Raw genomic sequence first — 18,502 nt, 5'->3', positions numbered from 1 at the left:
GGACCGCTGGCGCCATGCCGCCCATCAACCCCGCCGACCTGCGCCAGGAACTGCTCGCGGCCTTCGAGGTCGAATACCGGGAGCATCTTTCGGTCGTGCGCGCGGGCCTGGGGGCCGCGCGGCGGGGGGAGCGTGCCGATCTCAAGGATATCTTCCGCCGCCTGCACTCTCTGAAAGGGGCTGCCCGCGCGGTCGATCTGCCGGAGGTCGAGAGCCGCGCGCATGAGCTGGAAGCGCAGATGGCGAGCGTGATCGAGGCCGGGCGCGGCCTGTCGCGCGACCGCATCGCCGTCCTTGAAAACGGGCTCGATAAGGTCGAGGCGGTGATCGAGACGGCTTTCAACGGCGCCGATGCTGAGCCCGGTCCGGCTGTGGCGCGGGACGAGCCGGCGCACGGCTATCTGCGCATCGAGGCTGTGCAGGTGACGGATCTGATCGTCGCTGCCACTCAGCTGGCCCAGGCGGTCGAGCGGCAGGACGGGCTGCAGCATCGCCTGGCCGGGATAGAGGCCGTGGTGCGGCGGGCGCGCCGGGTCATCGAACCCTTGCTCAGCGGCGGCAATGCGTCGCCGCAACTGGCCGAGCTGGCGAGCGAGTTGAGCCAGGCCGTGCGGCAATCGGCGCTCATGCGGCACGATCTGCGCGATTCGTCCTGGGCATTGGATGAGGCGCTGCGGCGGGTGCGCGACGACGTCGATCGCATGAGCCTGGTGCCGGCCGAGACCATTTTCGGGCCGATGGCGCGTATGGTGCGCGATATCGCGCGGGACGAGGGCGTGGAAGCGGAGCCGGACTTCCTGGGGCTCGGCCTGCAGGCCGATCGGCGCGTTCTGCAGGCTTTGAAAGATCCTGTGCTGCAGCTTCTGCGCAATGCCATCGGCCATGGCAGCGAAACGGCGGCAAGGCGTCGGGCGCGCGGCCTGCCGCCGGCGACCCGTATTACGCTCGCGCTGCGCAGCGGCGGTGGGATGTTGACGGTGCGGGTGACGGATGACGGGCCGGGGCCGGATCTCGCTTCCATCCGCGCACGCGCGGTCGAGCGCGGTCTGCTGACCGAGGCCGCCGGCCGACAAGCCAGCACGGACCAGCTTCTGGCGCTGGTCTTCGAACCCGGCTTTTCCACCCGCGCCGCCGTCGGTCAACTGTCCGGTCGCGGCATGGGGCTGTCCATCGTCGCCGAAGCGGCGCGCAGCCTGGGTGGTTCGGCGCGCATGATGATGGCAGCTCAGACCGCGAAGGCGCAGGCCGGTCGCGGTCAAGGGGCGACGGTCGAAATCAGCGTGCCGCTGCTGGTCGCCCGGCAATATGCCGTGCTGCTGGATTTCGCGGATGTCACGGTCGCCATTCCCGCCGCGTCCCTCGTTCGTCTGCTGCGCGTGCCCGTCGCGCAGATCGAGCCCCTGGCCGGGCAAATGTGCGTGCGGATCGACGGCCCGGCCAATCAACGCCTGGCGCCGGTCGCGGTGCTGGGCGATCTGCTCGGCATGGGGCGGTCAAGCCTGCCGGTCCATGACGGTCATGTGAAGCTCGCCGTCATTCAGACCGGTGTTATGAACCAGCGTCTGGCCCTGGCGGTCGATCATTTTCAAGACGCCCGGCGGTTCCTGTCGCACAGCGCCGATCTGGTCGGGCTGGATACCGAATTGGTTGCGGGACTGGTGATGATCACAAGCGGTCTGCCGGCGGCGCTGCTGTCGCCGGATGGGCTGATGTCGCGCTGGGGGCGTCTTGGCGGCTGGTCGGGCGAGGCGGGAACGGCGGAGACAATCGCCGAGGATGAGGTCGATATCGTGCGGACCATCCTGGTCGTGGACGATTCGATCACCAGCCGCACCTTGGAGAAATCGATTCTGGAAGCACATGGGTATCGGGTGCTCGTGGCGGTCGACGGTATGGAGGCACTCGACGTCCTGCGGCGCGTTGGCACGCGCCGCCTGGATCAGGATGAGGCGAGCATTGGCGGCATTGACTTGGTGCTGGCCGATGTCGAAATGCCGCGGATGGATGGATTGACGCTTTTGCGGACGATGAAGGGCGATACGGCTCTTAAGGACACGCCGGTCATTATCATGACCTCGCGCAATGCGGCCGACGACATCCGGCGCGGGCTTGATCTGGGCGCCAGCGCCTATATCGCGAAGCAGAGCTTCGACCAGCAGGATCTGCTCGGCGCGATCGGGCGGCTGTTGTGATGTCCGACACAGCGATCTCTCCCGCCCGTCCGGTGCGCGTCATGGTGGTGGAGGACAGCCCCGTCATCCAGGGACTGTTGCGCATGATCATCGCGGCCGACCCCCGGCTGCAGGTCTGTGCGGTCTGTCCTTCGGGCGAGGCCGCGATCGCGGCACTGCCGGAGGTCAATCCCGATGTGATTTCCATGGATATCCGGCTTCCCGGCATGGACGGGTTGGAGGCGACGCGCATCATCATGTCGCGCCTGCCGACGCCGATCGTCGTCATTGCCGACGCGGTCGAGGATTCCTCGCTCCGCATCTCCATGAACGCGCTGCGCTCGGGCGCGCTCTCGGTGGTGGAGAAGCCGGCTGGCTTCAGCCATGCCCATCATGCGGCGATCGCCGAGACGATCTGCACGCAGCTTTATATCATGAGCCAGGTGCCGGTGATCCGGCAGCGGCCCCTGCGACCGCCGATTGCGCCTCCCGGTCAGACCTTGCGACCGGAACGCGGCCAGCGCGCCACGCCGGCCATCGCCGGGATTGTCGCCTCCACCGGCGGGCCGGCAGCACTTGCCCGCGTGCTGGGCGGATTGCCGGCCGATCTGCCGATACCCATCCTCGTCGTGCAGCATATGGGCGCGGCCTTCATGCCCGGCTTCGCCGCCTGGCTGGACGGTATCGTGCCGATGCAGGTGGGTATCGCGGTATCGGGCCAGACGCCGATGCCGGGTCAGGTCTATGTCGCGCCCGGCGATCAGCATCTTACCATCGCGGCGGACGGCAAGCTGCGGCTGGGGCGGGAAGCGCAGGTCAGCAGCCAGCGGCCCTCGGGCACCGTGCTGTTCCGCTCCCTGGCGCAGGTCTGCGGGCCGCGTGCGCTGGGCGTTCTGCTCACCGGCATGGGGGAGGACGGCGCCGAGGGGTTGCTGGCCATGCGCCACAACGGTGCCCTGACGTTGACCGAGGATGACACCACCGCCGTCGTCTACGGCATGCCGCAGGCGGCGGTGAAGCTCGGCGCCTCGTCCCTGTCGCTGCCGCTGGACCGGATCGCGGAGACCATGCGCCGGGCGGTGTTGGAGCCCGCGTCATGGTAGCGGTTGCGGTGTCAGAGCGGATCCCCAATCTGCTGGTGGTCGAGGATTCTGAGACCCAGGCGATCATGATCCGCCGCATGCTGGAATCCCACGGCTTTCAGGTCGAGCGTGCGGCCTCGGCCGAGGCCGCACTTGACCATCTCAACGCCAAGCTGCCCGATCTCGTCATCGCCGATTTTCATCTGCCCGGCATGTCGGGCGGCGAATTGTCCCGCCAGCTGCGCCTGAACAGCCGGACGCGATCCATTCCGCTGCTGATGTTGACGGAAGCGGCTGAGGTCGAGACCGAGCGCGAGGGGCTGGAAAGCGGGGCTGACGCCTATATCTCCAAAGCCGCCGACCCGGATTTCCTGATCCTGCGCATCCGCGCGCTGCTGCGCGAACGGCCGGCGGTGCTGGAGGAGAAGGGCGACGAGATGCCGCATTTCCGGCGTCTCCGCTTCCTGGTGCTGGATGATGATCCGACGGGGCTCGCGGATCACAGCGCGACCCTGCTGCGCGAAGGCTATCTGGTCGAGGCGGCGTCGGACGTTGACAGCGCGCTGGCGGCTCTCTGCAATGCCGACCTGCCGGTCGATTGTTTGCTGATGGGCCTGCCGCCACGGCGTTTCGACAGCGTCGAGGCTTGTCGTGTGCTCAACGCCCGCCGTGTCGAGGAGCGCGCGCAACAGGCCGAGCGCAGCACCGCACCCTTCCTGCTGATCGGTATCGAGCGTGACGGTGCGGTCTCGAAAGACAAGCTCGCCCGCGCTTTCGATGCCGGTCTCGACGAATTCATTCCGACTTTGAACGATCACGGACTGCTGCGCGTGCGTCTGCGCGCCATCGTGCGGCGCAAGATGATGCAGGACGAGATGGCGCAGGCCGATGCCGATCGGCGGGAGCGCGCGATTACGGTCGAACGTGCGCGGATGACGGAAGCGCTGACCCAGGCCAATGCCGAATTGGGCGCGGCCAATGACAAGCTGATCGAAACCCAGGCGAAACTTGTCCAAGCCGCCAAGATGGCCTCGCTCGGCGAACTCGTGGCCGGGATTGCGCATGAAATCAACAACCCGCTCGCCTTTATCCTGGCGCATCAGGCGACCGTGCAGCGCGTGCTGAGCCAGATCGGCAGCCAGGATGTAACGACCGAAAAGGCGCGGGGCCATATAGCCAAGGCGCAGGATCGTGCCGTTGCCATGGGCGCCGGGCTTAAGCGCATCCGCGATCTTGTATTCAACCTGCGCCAGTTCTCCAGGCTCGATGAAGGCGGTTTCCAGCTCGTCGATATTTTCGAGGCGATCGATACGGTGTTGACGCTGCTGCGGCCGAAGCTTGGAGATCGGATCAGCGTCGCACGCCATTATGATGCCCCGCCGACGCTGTGGTGCTCGCCCGCTTTGCTGAACCAGGTGGTGATGAATATCGTCAGCAATGCCGCCGATGCCATCGAAGGCAAGGGGCTCATCGACATCACGGTGACGGTCGAAGGACCGGACTATGTCATCCTCATCGAGGATTCGGGCCCGGGCGTGCCGGAAGAGGTGCAGGAGCGGGTGTTCGAACCCTTTTTCACAACGAAACCGATCGGCTCGGGTACCGGCCTCGGCCTTGCCATCGCTTATTCCGTGGTGAAGGCGCATCAAGGGGCTATCACCATTGGCCGCTCGCCTTTCGGCGGCGCATCCTTCAAGATAGCCGTGCCTTTGACGGAGGAGATGGGACAGCCGTCATCCCCGGCGGTCGCCATGGATGAGCAAGCGCCGTCACGTCAGCCGATACCAGGAGAATGACCGATTCTATGAGAGGCACTGTTCTCATCGTCGATGACGAGCCGGAGATTCTGACCGCGCTCCGCGACCTGCTGGAAGACGAGTTCGACGTCTGGAGCGCCGTATCGCCCATCGCCGCTCTCGAAATTCTTGGCGATGAGCCGTCAATTTCCGTGATCGTTTCCGACCAGCGCATGCCCGAAATGACCGGGGATGTTTTTCTGTCGAAAGCACGCGGCATTTCGGATGCGCAAACGATTTTGCTGACCGGCTATGCCGATCTCAGCGCGGTCGTGAACGCTGTCAACCACGGTCGCATCTCCGCCTATATGCAGAAGCCGTGGGAGCCGTCGCTGCTGCTGAGCATGGTCGGCAATGCGCATGAGCAATGCCAGCTGCGGCGGTCGCTGGCCGAGGAAAAGGCGCTGTTGCACGGGCTGATGAACGGCAGCCAGGACGCCTTGTCCTTCAAGGACGCGGCCGGTCGTTTCGTGCGCCTGAACCGGGTCAAGGCCGAGGCGCTGGGCCTGGCGCCCGAGGCGGCTTTGCATCGCCGGGAAGCCGAGATTTCCGAGATTGTGGACGGCGCGCATCTCGCGGCGGTTGAGCGGGAGACGCTGGCCGCCGGCCGGGCGAGCGAGCATCTGGAAGAGCGTGGCAGCGGTCTCTCCCCGCGCTTCCTGCAGGTGACGCGTGTGCCCATACCGGGTGCCGATGGTACGCCGCGCTACCTTGCCGTGCTGGAACATGACGTCACGGACCGGCGGATGATGGAGAACCGGCTGCATCAGGCGGAGAAGATGCAGGCGCTGGGCACCATGGCGGGCGGCGTCGCGCATGATTTCAACAATCTGCTGACGGCGATCCTGGGCAGCCTGGAACTCGCCGTGCGCCGCAATCATGGTGACGCGCGGCTGCAGCGCTTGCTGGAAAACGCGACCATGGCGGCCGAGCGCGGCACGACATTGACCCAGCGCCTGCTCACCTTCAGCCGCCAGCGTGACCTCGCCCTCCGCTCCGTCGAGGCCAATGAGGTCATCCATGAGATGCAGGATCTGATTCTCCGCAGCATCGGACCCGGAATTGTCGTGACGCAGGACCTGGCCGCCGATCTTTGGCTCGCCCATGTCGATCCCGATCAGCTGGAACTGGCTTTGCTCAATCTCTGCATCAATGCGCGCGATGCGATGGAGCAGGATGCGTCGGGCAGCCTGACGCTCGTCACCCGCAATCTGGAAGTGGCGGCGGATGACGCGATTGATCTGGCACCGGGCGACTATGTCTCGGTCGGCGTCCGTGATACCGGCCCCGGCATTCCGCCTGAGGTTCTGGCGCGTGTCTTCGAGCCTTTCTTCACGACGAAGCCCATCGGCAAGGGCACGGGACTGGGGCTCTCGATGGTCTATGGCCTGGCGCAGCAAGCGGGCGGCCTCGCGCGCGTGCATTGCCCGAAGGGTGGCGGCACGACCGTGGAAATCATCGTTCCGCGCGCACCGGACGCCTGAGGACGCGCGGCGCGTCGATATCCGACAAAACGACCTTCAGAGTTTGTCAGGCTTTTACTGAAGCTCAGGCTTTTACTGAAGCAACGTCATCCCGGCCTTGAGCCGGGATCTTCTCTCGTGGGCGCCCAGCTAAGAAGATCCCCGTGACAAGCACGGGGATGACGAGTTTCAGATCCGAATTCTATGACGTTCGGGTTCGGGCAAGCTTCAGGCCGCCGGCTGGCGCTTCAGCCGGTCCAGGAATTCCTTCCGCATCTTAGCGACCTTCGGCGCGATGATGACCCGGCAATAGCCGGCATTCGGATTACGGATGAAATAGTCGTCATGGTAATCCTCGGCCGGGTAGAAGATGTCCAGCGGCTCGATCTTGGTGACGACCGGCGCACCCCAGGCGCCGCGCGCGTCGATCTCGGCGATCACCGCCCGCGCGGTTTCCGCTTCCTCGGGCGTTACGGGCATGATGGTCGAGCGGTATTGGGTGCCGACGTCATTGCCCTGGCGGTTGAGCGTGGTCGGGTCATGCGTCGCAAAAAAGACGCGCAGCAGATCGGCATAGGAAATGATATCCGGATCATAGGTGATCTGGATCACCTCGGCATGGCCGGTGCGGCCCGTGCAGACGGCTTCATAGGTCGGATTGACCACATGCCCGCCGGCATAGCCGGATTTGACGGCCGAGACGCCCGCCAGCACCTGAAACACCGCTTCCGTGCACCAAAAGCATCCGCCGCCGACGGTGGCCGTTGCGGTTGTCATGTTTGTCTCCCATTTTGACCAAATGTCTGGATGCGCATATCGGCATCCGCACAGGACCGTAAAAGATGTCGTCCAGCAAGGGAACGCGAGTACATGGTTATGGCAGACGGCAAGGTAACGCCGGGCGGCATTGTCACCATCGGAGAGATCCTGGTCGAGATCATGGCGACGGAGCCCGGGCTTGGCTTCCGTGAGGCGATCGGTCTGGTCGGGCCTTTCCCCAGCGGGGCGACCGCCATTTTCATCGACCAGGTCGGTAAGCTCGGCTTCCCCTGCGGGATCGTCAGCTGCGTGGGCGAGGATGATTTCGCGACCGTCAATGTCGAGCGTCTGGCCAGGGACGGCGTGGACGTCAGCGCCATCGCGGTCGACCCGTCCTATGCGACCGGCAGTGCCTTCGTGCGCTATCGCCCCAACGGCGACCGCGATTTCGTCTATAATATCCGCCATAGCGCCTCGGGCCAGACGCAGTTGACGGAGGCCGCGCTGGCGCTGCTGCGCCGTAGCAGCCATCTGCATATCATGGGCTCCTCGCTTGCCTCTCCGCGCATCATCGCGGAGACCAAGGCCGCGATCGTGATGATCAAGGAACAGGGCGGCAGCATTTCCTTCGATCCCAATATCCGCAAGGAAATGCTCGGTGCGCCGGGCATGCGCGAAGCGCTGACCTATATGCTCGGCGCCTGCGACATCTTCCTGCCGAGCGGGCATGAGCTGACGTTGCTGACCGAATCGAAGAGCGAGGGCGGGGCCGTCGCCGAAATCCTGGGCCTCGGCGTCTCGGCCATCGTCATCAAGCATGGTGCCGAGGGCGCGGCTTATCATGACGGGCGGGAACATCGGCGCCAGCCGGCTTTCGCGGTCAATGAGGTCGATCCGACCGGGGCCGGGGACTGCTTCGGCGCCACCTTCATCACCTGCCGCCTGCAAGGGCGCAGCGTCTCGGAATGTCTGCGCTATGCGGCGGCCTCCGGCGCGCTGGCCGTCACCCGCAAGGGGCCGATGGAAGGCACGGCGACCTTCGCGGAGCTTGACGGTTTCATCCTCTCCCAGCGGCGCGGCCTTGTCCCCGGCGCCCCAGCGCCGACGCCGTCGGGCGCCGATATCCTGGCGGAATTGGCGACGGCCCGCGCCGCCGGTCAGCCCTTCGGCATAACCTCCGTCTGCTCGGCCAATCCTTTCGTCATCGAAGCCGCTCTGCTCCAGGCGAAAGAGGACGGCACCCCCGCGCTGATCGAGGCGACCTGCAATCAGGTCAATCAGCACGGCGGCTATACCGGCATGACGGCCGCCGACTTCCGCGACTTCGTCTTCGGCATCGCGCAGGATGTCGGCTTCCCCCGGGCGCGGATCATCCTCGGCGGCGACCACCTTGGCCCCAATCCCTGGAAGTCGCTTCCGGCCGAGGAGGCGATGGCCGAGGCCGAAATCATGGTCGAGGACTTCCTGCGGGCCGGCTTCCTGAAAATCCATCTCGACTGCAGCATGGGCTGCGCGGGGGAGCCGGTGGCGCTGGCCGATGCCGAGGTCGCGTCCCGCGCCGCACGTCTGGCGGCCGTCGCCGAACGCGTCGCGGCCCAGGTCGGCACGAAACCCTATTACATCATCGGCACCGAGGTCCCGGCACCGGGCGGCACGGTGGAAGCGGTTCCTGAGACCGAGGTGACGGACCCGGAAGCGCCGCTCACGACCTATGCCATCCACCGGCAGGTTTTCACCGAACAAGGGCTCGGCCGCATGCTGGGCCGCGTTATCGCTCTGGTGGTGCAGCCCGGCGTCGAACACGGCAATGAAAGTGTCACGCGCTATTCATCGGCGGCGGCGCGGGCGTTGACCGGCGCGCTCGCCCATCTGCCCGGCCTCATCTTCGAAGCCCATGCGACGGATTATCAGACGGCCGAGGCGCTGGCTGACTTGGTGCGCGACGGCCTGCCGATCCTGAAGGTCGGCCCGTCGCTGACCTTCGCCCTGCGCGAAGCGCTGTATGGGCTGGACGAGATCGCGGCGGTGATCGCGCCGGAGATCGATCCGGAAGTCCTTGGCCTGGCCGAGGTGATGGAGCAGCAGATGATGCTGAAGCCGCAATACTGGCGGTCCCATTATCACGGCAATCCGGCCGCCCTGCGCATTCTGCGGCACTACAGCTACAGCGATCGCATCCGCTACTACTGGCCCGAGCCGGAAGCGGTAACGGCCGTCGACCGGCTTTTCGCGCGGTTGGACGGCGTGACGATCCCGGAACCGCTGATCAGCCAATATCTGCCGCGCTTCTATACCCGTGTCGCGGCCGGAACCCTGCCGGCGACGGCGCGGGGGCTTGCCATCGAAGCGGTCAGGGATGTGCTGCGGATCTATGCGGCCGCCTGCCGCCCGGCTGCCTGATGCGGCGCTTGACCGGGACGGCGTCGTCCATGCGAAACCGTCCCGGTCAGGATAGCTGCGCTGCAACATAAAGGCTTGGACTGGGCCGCCGCGCTGCCTTATGTGACAGTCAGCGGACGAAAGAAGGCGAGTTAAGGATGTCGGCGTTCAATACGGAAACGGTTACCAAAGTCCATCATTGGACCGACCGGTTGTTCAGCTTCCAGACCACGCGGGACCCGGCTTTCCGCTTTCTCAACGGCCAGTTTACGATGATCGGCCTGGAAGTGAACGGCAAGCCGCTGATGCGGGCCTATAGCCTGGCCAGCGCAAATTATGAGGAGGGGTTGGAATTCCTCTCCATCAAGGTGCAGGACGGCCCGCTGACCTCCCGGCTGCAGCATCTGAAGGAAGGCGATACCATCCTCGTCGGCCGCAAGCCGGTCGGCACGCTGGTATCCGACAGCCTGATTCCGGGCAAAACCCTGTATCTGCTCGGCACCGGCACCGGTCTGGCGCCCTTCATGGCGATCATCAAGGACCCGGAGATTTACGAAAAGTTCGAGCATATCGTGCTGGTCCATGGCGTCCGTCAGGTGGCCGAACTGGCCTATGCCGACTTCATCGAGACCGAATTGCCCAATGACGAGCTGCTGGGCGATATCGTCCGCGGCAAGCTGCTGTACTACCCGACCGTGACGCGGGAGCCCTTCCGCAATCGCGGTCGCCTGACCGACCTCATCGGCGACGGCACCATCGCCCGCGAACTCGGCCTCGCCCCGATCGGGGCCGAGGATGCGCGCTTCATGCTGTGCGGCAGTCCCGAAATGCTGGTCGATATGACGGCCTGGCTGCGGGAGAACGGGTTCGAGGAAGGCAGCCACGCCAAGCCCGGCCAATTCGTCGTCGAGAAAGCCTTCGTCGAAAAGTAAAAGAGCATGGCCGGCAGCGCTCACCTTCCGGGCGCTCGGCCCAGCACGGGCCCGATTGAAGGGTCTTTCGAGAAGATCCAGCACGGCAGCCGCGCTTTCCTGAAGACGCAGGTGGCGCTGGCGATCGCCGGCTTCTCGACCTTCGCATTGCTTTATTCCATCCAGCCGCTTCTTCCGGTCTTTTCGCTGGTCTTTCACAAGACGGAGGCGAGCGCCAGCCTGGCGCTATCCGTCACCAGCGGTGTCATGGCCTTCTGCATGCTGGTCGCCAGCAGCATCTCGGAAAGCATCGGCCGCAAGCCGGTGATGGTCGCCTCGGTCGTTTCCTCCTCCCTGCTGATGGCCCTTTCCGCGCTGGTGCCGGAATGGTGGCAGTTTCTGGCTCTGCGCGCGCTGATGGGCGTGACACTCAGCGGATTGCCGGCGGTTGCCATGGCCTATGTGGCGGAGGAGATCCATCCGCGCTCCACCGGTCTCTCCATTGGTCTCTATATCGGCGGCAATGCCTTCGGCGGCATGGTCGGTCGGCTGGTCATCGGCGTTCTGACCACCCATATCGGCTGGCGCGATGCGGTGCTGGTAATCGGGCTCGTCTCCCTGATCGGCAATCTCACCTTCTGGCGTCTGTTGCCGCCCTCGCGCTTTTTCCAGCCGCGCCGCTTCTCGCCTGCGGCCTTGGGCAGCGCTTTCATCGCCCATCTGCGCGACGGCGCCTTGCTCATGCTCTATGCCGAGGGCTTCCTGCTCATGGGCAGTTTCATCGTCATCTACAATTACCTTGGCTACCGCTTGCTGGCGCCGCCCTTCAACCTCAGCCAAACGATCGTCGGCCTGATTTTCTCCTGCTATTTGATCGGCATCTTCAGCTCGGCCTGGATGGGCAATCTGGGCAATAAGCTCGGTCGCCGCCGCGTGCTGTGGGTCGGCTTTGCGATCATGCTGGCGGGCACGGCGCTGACGGAGACACATAGCGTCATCCTCATCATCGCGGGCGTGGCGCTGGTCACCTTCGGCTTCTTCGGTTCGCATTCCATTGCCAGTAGCTGGGTCGGCATGCGCGCCCGGCATGCCCGCGCGCAGGCCTCCTCGCTGTATCTTTTCTTCTATTATCTCAGCGCGAGTGTGGTCGGCACCACGGGCGGGGTTTTCATGCAGCATTGGGGTTGGAACGGCGTGGTGTTTCTGACCTGCCTGCTTCTGCTGACCGGCCTGTTCCTGTCGTGGCGTCTCAGCCGCATGCAGCCGCTGCCGACCGTTTAGGCCGCCAGCGCCATCCGCGCGTCATAGGTCGCCTGCGCGTCCGACAGTGCCCCGCCATGCTGGACCGTCCAGTCGAGAAGGGCCGCGAAGGGCGCGCGCAGCGTCTGTCCCATTGGCGTGATGGCGTATTCCACGGCGACGGGCGAGGTCGCCAGAACATGCCGCGTCACCAGCCCGTTCCGTTCCAGCCGCCGCAATGCCTGGGTCAGCGCCTTATGCGTGATGCCGCCACCCAAACGGCGCTGAATGGCATTGAAGCGGGCTGGCTGGGTGCAGAGCACTGACAGGATCATGATCGACCATTTATTGGCGATCTGGTCGAGGATGAGCTGAGCGGCCTGCGCTTCCGGGAAGGCATTCGCGGTGAAATCCGCAGTGTAATCGGGCAAGGCGGTTTCCTCCGATATACCTAGGCGATATCAGGTGCGTAATTGACCCTAGATATACATCCTATACTTGGTCTGCTCCCCTTTAAGGAGTAGCGAGATGTCTCAACTGAACGGCAAGAATGCGGTCGTCACCGGCGGCAATAGCGGCATCGGCCTTGCCATCGCCCGGCGCTTCGCCGCCGAAGGTGCCGACGTCACCATTACCGGCCGCCGGCAGGCAGCGCTGGATGCGGCGGTGGCCGAGATCGGCGGCCAGGTCACGGCCGTGCAGGGCGATGTCACCAGCGAAGCGGATCTGGACCGTCTGGCGGCCCAGATCCAGGCTCTGCATGGCAAACTCGATATCCTCGTCGTCAATTCCGGCGTGGCCGAGCCAGCGGCTTTGGGCGAGATCGGGCCAGAGCATTTCGACAAGACCTTCGACATCAATGTGCGGGCGGCGCTGTTCACGGTGCAAAAACTGCTGCCCTTGATGGCCGATGGCGGCGCCATCGTGCTGGTCGGCTCCATCGCGGGCTTCATCGGCACGCCAAATTACACGGTCTATGGTGCCAGCAAGGCGGCGATCCGCTCCTTCGCGCGGACCTGGGCGAAGGAACTGGCGCCGCGCGGCATTCGCGTCAATACGCTCAGCCCGGGCCCGATCGACACGCCGATATTTGATAATGCAACGGATGAGCTGCGCGAGACGCTGGGCAAAATGATCCCGCTCGGCCGCTTCGGCCGGCCGGAGGAGGCTGCCGCCGCCGCGCTGTTCCTGGCCTCGGATCAGAGCAGTTTCGTGACCGGCGCCGAGCTTTGCGTCGACGGCGGTCTCGCTCAGGGCTGACGGGCGTTTGCCCTGTCATGGCCGGGGCTTGACCCGGCCATCCAGTCCTTGGGCGTTACCGGCGTCACGCGGTCGCGGAGGACGCATTATCTACCAAACCTGACAGGCTCTAGCTCTCGCCAGACTCCGTCCGAAAGGTCGCTTCCCCGGCGTCCGACACCGCAACCCAGGTTTTGTCGGGCGGCGCGTCGGGGGTGTAGCTGTCGTGCCAGTTCCACCATTTATAGGGCGCGCTCTGCGGAAAGCCCTCCGGCGACTCCTCCCAGACTTCCTGCCGGCCGAGGGCCGTGATGTCGAGATAGCTCCAGGTGCTGCCCATGGCCTCATCGCCACGGCTATTGATGAAATAGCTGCGGAAGATGGCGTCGCCGTCGCGGATGAAGGCGTTGGTGCCGTGCCATTCGCCGACACCGAAATCCGCGTCGAAATCATCCGTGACGGTGTACCAAGGCATCGTCCAGCCCATGCGCGCCTTCAGTCGCGCGATATCGGCCTGGGTACCGCGTGAGATGAAGATCAGCGTGGTGTCGCGCGCGTTGAGATGGGACAGATGGGCGATCTGATCGGCGACCATGGAACACCCGCGACAGGCCTGATCGGGCCAGCCGAAAACGCCGGGCTCAAAAAACGCGCGATAGACGATCAACTGGCGGCGGCCCGCGAAAAGCTCCGGCAGGCTCGCTTTGCCCTCCGGTCCGTCGAAGACATAGGGTTTCTCGACCGCCTGCCAGGGCATGCGTCGGCGTTCGGCGGCCAGCGCATCCCGCGCGCGGGTCATGGCCTTCTCTTGCACCAGCAATTGCTGTCTGGCCTCTTCCCATTGTTGCGGGGAGACAACCGGCGGCCGGGTTTTCAGCATGTCATCGCGCATGGTTTTTCTTTCTTTTGTAAAATCCCTAGATCAGGTCATCTGGTCTTATCATGTGCCTTCGCCGGCAATGGTGATGATGCGGGGAATGACCTTCGTCCATCCGCCGCTCATATTGCGATAGGCCGTCTCGTTCCGGGGCAGCACGAAGCCCGCATGCACAAGGCTGAGTCTTGTGCCGCCGGTGACCTTCTCCAAGGTAAAGGTCACGATGGTGTCAAGCGGTGAGCCGTAGCCGGTATTCCCCGCATGGCCGCCTTTCCAGGAATAGCGCAGCCGCCGGTTCGGGATCAGGTCCAGAATTTCGCAATGGATGGTGCCGTCCCATTCGCCCGCAGGCGTCGTCCGGTAGGTGAAGCGATTGCCGATCACAGGCTCGAAACCCACCGGCGTCATCCCAAGCCATCGGCCCATCAAGGCGCCGCTGGTCAGGGTTTTCCAGATCGTCTCAGGCGCGTGCGGAAAGATATCGGTGACGGTAATGTCCTGAGAGGGGCTAAGCGATGCTGCGTCGCTCATGGATCGATCTCCTTCAACAGACTGCGCAGATTGTCGAACCGGTCGCGCCAGAACGCGTCGTAATGGCTCAACCAGTCGAAGAGCGGGGCCAGACCTTCCGGCTTGGCCCGATAGAAGACGTGTCGCCCCTGCGGGCGTTCCGTGACCAGCCCGGCAAGTTTCAGGGATTTGAGATGTTGCGAGACGGCGCCCTGCGTCACGCCGCTGTCGCGCGTGAGGTCGACCACCGTGATTTCGTCCGACCGCGCGATCCGCTCGAACACCGCCCGGCGGGTCGGATCAGCGAGGGCACGCATGACGGTATCGAGGGTGCTGGCTTGAAGCATGAATTTAAATTAGCAATCGCTAATGCATTAGTCAATGCTAATTTATGGTGGAGTGACGTCCTTGCCCGGCAGAGGCCGGTTCTGTCTGGTCGCTAGAGTCCGTGGGGTTTTGCTAGATAATTCGTCATCCGCGCACTCGTTGCGCGGACCTACCCCCCGCGGCGCCCAGACGGCCGCTTGCCTGCACAAACGGGTAGATGCGCGGCACGGGGGCCGCGCACGACAGATTGGGGGCGTTTCCAACCAAACCTCGCTGCCTCTAACGCTCCGACTTCGGCGGGAAATACCATTTGCCGTTGCGGAGCGGCAGGAAGGCGCCGTCATCCATGCCCACTTCTTCCGCGATACGCGTGTTCAGCACCGTGTTCATGGCGAGGACAAGGTCTTTATGCGCGGGCATCGCCGCAAGATTGTTGATCTCCTCGGGGTCGTTCTGAAGATCATAGAGTTCCAGATCGTTATTCCGGGTCAGATCCTCATAGGTCGCGGGCGTGTTGAAATCGAGCGGCGCGAAATAGCGGCTGAAGCGATAGCGCCCGTCGAACACGCTGCGGATGCCGCAACGATCGTAGAAATCGGGTTCGGTCTTGAGCAGGGATGCGATCTTGTCCGCGATGGGCGCAGTGGACTCCATGAAATCATCCATGCGCTTCGCCCATTTGGCATCCTGAAAGGACAGCATATTGTAGTTGAAGAGGGCGGCCGGGCGCAGCGATTGGGGCGCGGCCTTTTCGGGGGCGGTCAGCAAGTCTGAGAAGTCACGGCCCTTCAGGTCGGTACTGACCATTTTCAGCTTGTCGGCATCCGCCCCCGTCAGCGCCAGCAGCGTCGGCACCAGATCGATCTGCGATGTCACGGCCTTGCAGGAAACACCACCCGGATAGGCCGGGTGCACGATCATCAGCGGCAGATGATTCTGCTGCCAATAGGCGCAATTGCCCTTGCCGCGCATCTGGTGATTGCCGCCCAGCTCACCGTGATCGGCGGTGAAGACGATGATCGTGTTCTGGTCCAGGCCATTGTCTTTCAGGGAGCCGAGCACGCGCGCCACCTGCCGGTCGCAGTCGCGAATACAATTCAGATAATAGTTGCGCAGCACCCGCCAGCGCCTGTCCTCATCCGGCCAAGGTCCGACCAGCACATCCTGCACGCCCTGATAGATTTTCTGGCCGTGCGGACGTCCGGGTTCGTCGAAGGACTGGCCGCGCGTGGCGGGCAGGGGCAAATCCCAATCGGCCTGATAGATCTTATCGGCCGGCGGCCGCGCGATCGGCATGGCATGGCTTTTACCTTGCACCGTCTCGCCCGGCAGATCGGAATTGACATACATCACATCATGCGGATTGACGAAATTGACGGCCAGGAACCAGGGCTTTCCGGCCGCACGCAAATCCTCGCCGATGGTGCGGAACCAGCGCGTGGTGAAGGCGGTTGTCGTGTCATCGTAATTGTAGCCGCCGAGCGTGGTGTCGATGATATCGCCCACACCGAAAAAATCATCGAAACCATAGGATTCGATGATCTTGCGGTAATCGGCCAAGGGCGCGTCGATCGCCTCCCGCGTTTGATCCAGATTGGCGCTGAGATGCCATTTGCCCTGATAGGCCGCGTGATAGCCGAGGGACGCCATGCGATGGCCGATCGTCTGCACATCGGTCGCCATGTCAGGCTGCCACAGCGACCCGGCATTATCGAAGACGCCGGTGTGCTGGATATGCTGGCCGGTATAGATGGTCGACCGCGCGGGTGAGCAGACGCAGGACGCCGCCTGGTGATTGAGGAAGGAAATCCCCTTCGCCTTCAGCCATTCCCGGGCTGGTACCGGCATCGGCCATTGCGGGAAGAAATGTTCCTGATCGACCAGAATAAACAGGATATTATAGCCGCCGGGCGGCCTGTCCGGCGGCACGACGGGCGGGGCCAGCGATTGCGTCTCGCCCGCCTGCGCGGTGCCGATCAAGGGTGGCAGAAGGCTGCCCGCGCCCAACATCGCGGCGCCGCTGGCGATGAGCCGGCGGCGCGACGGATTGGGCGCATCGTCCTTGGGCTGGTCCGCCATAGCCGTGCCTCCGTCCAATGCCGGAACGCTATCATTTCAATCCGGCATTGGTAAGAGGCGCTGCTTTCGTCAGGCGGCTGGGCAACCCGTGCCGGGCGGGACGATCACATGCTCGCCCTCGCGTCGAGGATTGGCGGTCAGCGCATCACCAGGGCATCGGGCCGGCTGCGTTCGAGAAGCTGCCATGCGGGCCGTCAGCGCCGATCAGGGCCAGACGCACGGGCTCGGCCGCGCCTTCCGCCAACGTCTGTGTGCCGGAATAGTTGTTGAGATTGGTTTTGGTATAGCCGGGGCAGGCGGCATTGACCTTGATATTGGTATCTTCCAGCTCGATCGCCATGGCGAGCGTCATGGCATTCAGCGCGGTCTTGGACGCCGAATAGACAGGTCCGAAAATCGCCCGATGGGGATTGGATTTGTCTGAATTCCGCGTCAGCGACCCGGCACCGCTGGAGACGTTCACAATGCGGGCGGAGGGCGCCGCGCGCAGCAGCGGCAGCAGCGCTTGCGTGACGGCGATGACGCCGAAGACATTGGTCTCGAAAACCGCTCGGATTTCATCGAGCTTCACATTGCTCGGCCGCACGGATTTGGAATATTCCTCGACCGTCATGCCTGGGCGAAGGGTCGTATTCGAAATGGCAGCGTTGTTGATCAGCACATCAAGGCGGCCGAATTCCTGGGTAATACGCTCGGCCGCAGCCGTGATTGATGCCGCATCGGTGACATCCAGCTGAATGGCATGGGCGTCCGGCCCGATCTCGCGCGTGGCGGTCTCACCACGGTCATGATTGCGTGATCCCACCAGCACGGTGAAACCTTGCGCGATCATATCCTTGGCGATCTGGAAGCCGATCCCTTGATTGGCTCCGGTAACGAGGGCGACGGGTTTATTCTGCATGGCTTTTCTCCTCTGTGCATTGCCCCTTGGCCAGCGCTGGTGCTCTGCGCTAATCTGGCCAATCGGAACAGCATTCCGTTTTATACGGAACAATGTTCCGTTTAGCAAGTGGGGCTAAGGTGCCAGCGGGGCTAAGGTGCCAGTGGGGCTAAGGTGCAAGTGGGGCTGAGGTGAAGGACGCGGTGGACGTAAAACCTGCGGGCAAGGAGAGGCGCGTCCGCGCCGACGCGCAGCGCAATCTCGACGCGCTGCTGCAGGCGGCCAAGGCGGTTTTCGTGACATCGGGCGTCGACGCCCCGGTGCGGGAGGTCGCGGAAAAGGCAGGGGTCGGCATCGGCACGCTGTATCGGCATTTCCCGCAGCGGGCGGACCTGATCGCCGCCGTCTTTCGCCGCGAGATCGATGCCTGCGCCGATGCGGCGGCGGTGCTGGCGGCCGAACACCCGCCCTTCGAGGCGCTGGCTTTATGGATGCAGCGCTATGCGGTCTTCGTCGCCACAAAAAAGGGCCTCGCCCCGGCGCTCCATTCGGGCGACACGGCTTTCTGCACGCTGCGCGCGCATTTCGAAGAGCGTGTCAGGCCGGCCATCAAGATGCTTCTGGATGCCGCCGTCGCGGCCGGCGCGGTCCGTCCGGATGTCGATCCCGATGATCTCATCATCGCTGTCTCCAGCCTGGGCAGTTCCGGCTATACGGACAAGCCCGGTCGGGTGGCGCGCATTGTCGCCCTTCTCGCGGACGGGCTGCGCGCCCATCCGTGAGCCCGTTG

General features: G+C 64.2%; 16 protein-coding genes. 9 read left to right on the top strand and 7 right to left on the bottom strand.

Translation table 11 applies throughout. The features are described 5' to 3' along the window. Positions 1–14 precede the first annotated feature (14 nt). From ACELLULO517_RS06915 to ACELLULO517_RS06900, 4 genes are read left to right on the top strand one after another with little or no spacing between them, the layout of a single operon-like run. Complete coding sequence (locus ACELLULO517_RS06915; RefSeq protein ID WP_227306569.1) at positions 15–2,192, top strand: hybrid sensor histidine kinase/response regulator; 2,178 nt, start codon at positions 15–17, stop codon at positions 2,190–2,192. Next, positions 2,192–3,274, top strand: a complete 1,083-nt coding sequence (gene cheB, locus ACELLULO517_RS06910) for a chemotaxis-specific protein-glutamate methyltransferase CheB (protein ID WP_227306568.1) — start codon at positions 2,192–2,194, stop codon at positions 3,272–3,274. Before ACELLULO517_RS06915 ends, cheB begins: the two co-directional genes overlap by 1 nt. Further along, complete coding sequence (locus ACELLULO517_RS06905) at positions 3,268–5,049, top strand: response regulator (protein WP_227306567.1); 1,782 nt, start codon at positions 3,268–3,270, stop codon at positions 5,047–5,049. Before cheB ends, ACELLULO517_RS06905 begins: the two co-directional genes overlap by 7 nt. A gap of 8 nt (positions 5,050–5,057) precedes the next feature. After that, the gene (locus ACELLULO517_RS06900; RefSeq protein WP_227306566.1) at positions 5,058–6,533 is read left to right on the top strand and encodes an ATP-binding response regulator; all 1,476 of its coding nucleotides are present in this window, start codon (positions 5,058–5,060) and stop codon (positions 6,531–6,533) included. Positions 6,534–6,740: 207 nt separating this feature from the next. On the opposite strand, the gene msrA is transcribed toward ACELLULO517_RS06900, so the two are convergent. Then, complete coding sequence (gene msrA, locus ACELLULO517_RS06895; RefSeq protein WP_227306565.1) at positions 6,741–7,289, bottom strand: peptide-methionine (S)-S-oxide reductase MsrA; 549 nt, start codon at positions 7,287–7,289, stop codon at positions 6,741–6,743. 93 nt (positions 7,290–7,382) lie between these two features. Between msrA and ACELLULO517_RS06890 the strand changes: the two genes are divergently transcribed. The 3 genes from ACELLULO517_RS06890 to ACELLULO517_RS06880 all read left to right on the top strand — a co-directional run bounded on the left by ACELLULO517_RS06890 (position 7,383) and on the right by ACELLULO517_RS06880 (position 11,842). Next, positions 7,383–9,671 (top strand): D-tagatose-bisphosphate aldolase, class II, non-catalytic subunit, encoded by a 2,289-nt coding sequence (locus ACELLULO517_RS06890; protein ID WP_227306564.1) that lies wholly within the window; start codon positions 7,383–7,385, stop codon positions 9,669–9,671. Positions 9,672–9,808: 137 nt separating this feature from the next. Further along, a complete protein-coding gene (locus tag ACELLULO517_RS06885) occupies positions 9,809–10,582 on the top strand; it encodes a ferredoxin--NADP reductase (RefSeq protein WP_227306563.1) in 774 nt (257 codons plus the stop codon). 6 nt (positions 10,583–10,588) lie between these two features. Beyond that, entirely contained in the window at positions 10,589–11,842 is a 1,254-nt protein-coding gene (locus tag ACELLULO517_RS06880; RefSeq protein WP_227306562.1) for an MFS transporter, read from the top strand. Here the strand turns inward: ACELLULO517_RS06880 and ACELLULO517_RS06875 are convergent. Continuing rightward, positions 11,839–12,231 carry a winged helix-turn-helix transcriptional regulator gene (locus ACELLULO517_RS06875; protein WP_227306561.1) on the bottom strand — a complete coding sequence of 131 codons (393 nt, stop codon included), beginning with the start codon at positions 12,229–12,231 and terminating at the stop codon, positions 11,839–11,841. The two genes, ACELLULO517_RS06880 and ACELLULO517_RS06875, sit on opposite strands and share 4 nt — an antisense overlap. A gap of 97 nt (positions 12,232–12,328) precedes the next feature. Here ACELLULO517_RS06875 and ACELLULO517_RS06870 point away from each other — a divergent pair, with 97 nt between their 5' ends. After that, a complete protein-coding gene (locus tag ACELLULO517_RS06870; RefSeq protein ID WP_227306560.1) occupies positions 12,329–13,060 on the top strand; it encodes an SDR family NAD(P)-dependent oxidoreductase in 732 nt (243 codons plus the stop codon). A 109-nt stretch (positions 13,061–13,169) separates the two neighbouring features. Here ACELLULO517_RS06870 and ACELLULO517_RS06865 read toward each other — a convergent pair whose 3' ends face one another. From ACELLULO517_RS06865 to ACELLULO517_RS06845, 5 genes are all read right to left on the bottom strand, one after another. Next, positions 13,170–13,931, bottom strand: coding sequence for a DUF899 domain-containing protein (locus ACELLULO517_RS06865; protein ID WP_227306559.1), 762 nt, complete (start codon positions 13,929–13,931; stop codon positions 13,170–13,172). A gap of 48 nt (positions 13,932–13,979) precedes the next feature. Further along, complete coding sequence (locus tag ACELLULO517_RS06860; protein ID WP_227306558.1) at positions 13,980–14,447, bottom strand: SRPBCC family protein; 468 nt, start codon at positions 14,445–14,447, stop codon at positions 13,980–13,982. Next, positions 14,444–14,773: an ArsR/SmtB family transcription factor gene (locus ACELLULO517_RS06855; protein WP_227306557.1), complete on the bottom strand. Its 330-nt coding sequence runs from the start codon at positions 14,771–14,773 to the stop codon at positions 14,444–14,446. Before ACELLULO517_RS06855 ends, ACELLULO517_RS06860 begins: the two co-directional genes overlap by 4 nt. 259 nt (positions 14,774–15,032) lie before the next feature. After that, entirely contained in the window at positions 15,033–16,832 is a 1,800-nt protein-coding gene (locus ACELLULO517_RS06850) for a sulfatase-like hydrolase/transferase (RefSeq protein ID WP_227306556.1), read from the bottom strand. 145 nt (positions 16,833–16,977) lie between these two features. Next, positions 16,978–17,733, bottom strand: coding sequence for an SDR family oxidoreductase (locus ACELLULO517_RS06845; RefSeq protein WP_227306555.1), 756 nt, complete (start codon positions 17,731–17,733; stop codon positions 16,978–16,980). 182 nt (positions 17,734–17,915) lie between these two features. Here ACELLULO517_RS06845 and ACELLULO517_RS06840 point away from each other — a divergent pair, with 182 nt between their 5' ends. Further along, entirely contained in the window at positions 17,916–18,494 is a 579-nt protein-coding gene (locus ACELLULO517_RS06840) for a TetR/AcrR family transcriptional regulator (RefSeq protein ID WP_227306554.1), read from the top strand. Positions 18,495–18,502: the final 8 nt, after the last annotated feature.

It is taken from the genome of Acidisoma cellulosilyticum, from assembly GCF_020621385.1.
GTDB classification, from domain to species: domain Bacteria; phylum Pseudomonadota; class Alphaproteobacteria; order Acetobacterales; family Acetobacteraceae; genus Acidisoma; species Acidisoma cellulosilyticum.
Note: the sequence above shows the minus strand (reverse complement) of the source record. Positions and strands in the feature narration are given on the sequence as shown.

What these genes read in the sequence shown, in the direction of transcription:
- ACELLULO517_RS06860 (WP_227306558.1), bottom strand. Translation starts at nt 14,447, where the DNA reads ATGAGCGACGCAGCATCGCTTAGCCCCTCTCAGGACATTACCGTCACC.
- ACELLULO517_RS06900 (WP_227306566.1), top strand. Translation starts at nt 5,058, where the DNA reads ATGAGAGGCACTGTTCTCATCGTCGATGACGAGCCGGAGATTCTGACC.
- ACELLULO517_RS06870 (WP_227306560.1), top strand. Translation starts at nt 12,329, where the DNA reads ATGTCTCAACTGAACGGCAAGAATGCGGTCGTCACCGGCGGCAATAGC.
- cheB (WP_227306568.1), top strand. Translation starts at nt 2,192, where the DNA reads ATGTCCGACACAGCGATCTCTCCCGCCCGTCCGGTGCGCGTCATGGTG.
- msrA (WP_227306565.1), bottom strand. Translation starts at nt 7,289, where the DNA reads ATGACAACCGCAACGGCCACCGTCGGCGGCGGATGCTTTTGGTGCACG.
- ACELLULO517_RS06865 (WP_227306559.1), bottom strand. Translation starts at nt 13,931, where the DNA reads ATGCGCGATGACATGCTGAAAACCCGGCCGCCGGTTGTCTCCCCGCAA.
- ACELLULO517_RS06915 (WP_227306569.1), top strand. Translation starts at nt 15, where the DNA reads ATGCCGCCCATCAACCCCGCCGACCTGCGCCAGGAACTGCTCGCGGCC.
- ACELLULO517_RS06855 (WP_227306557.1), bottom strand. Translation starts at nt 14,773, where the DNA reads ATGCTTCAAGCCAGCACCCTCGATACCGTCATGCGTGCCCTCGCTGAT.
- ACELLULO517_RS06890 (WP_227306564.1), top strand. Translation starts at nt 7,383, where the DNA reads ATGGTTATGGCAGACGGCAAGGTAACGCCGGGCGGCATTGTCACCATC.
- ACELLULO517_RS06845 (WP_227306555.1), bottom strand. Translation starts at nt 17,733, where the DNA reads ATGCAGAATAAACCCGTCGCCCTCGTTACCGGAGCCAATCAAGGGATC.
- ACELLULO517_RS06905 (WP_227306567.1), top strand. Translation starts at nt 3,268, where the DNA reads ATGGTAGCGGTTGCGGTGTCAGAGCGGATCCCCAATCTGCTGGTGGTC.
- ACELLULO517_RS06850 (WP_227306556.1), bottom strand. Translation starts at nt 16,832, where the DNA reads ATGGCGGACCAGCCCAAGGACGATGCGCCCAATCCGTCGCGCCGCCGG.
- ACELLULO517_RS06885 (WP_227306563.1), top strand. Translation starts at nt 9,809, where the DNA reads ATGTCGGCGTTCAATACGGAAACGGTTACCAAAGTCCATCATTGGACC.
- ACELLULO517_RS06880 (WP_227306562.1), top strand. Translation starts at nt 10,589, where the DNA reads ATGGCCGGCAGCGCTCACCTTCCGGGCGCTCGGCCCAGCACGGGCCCG.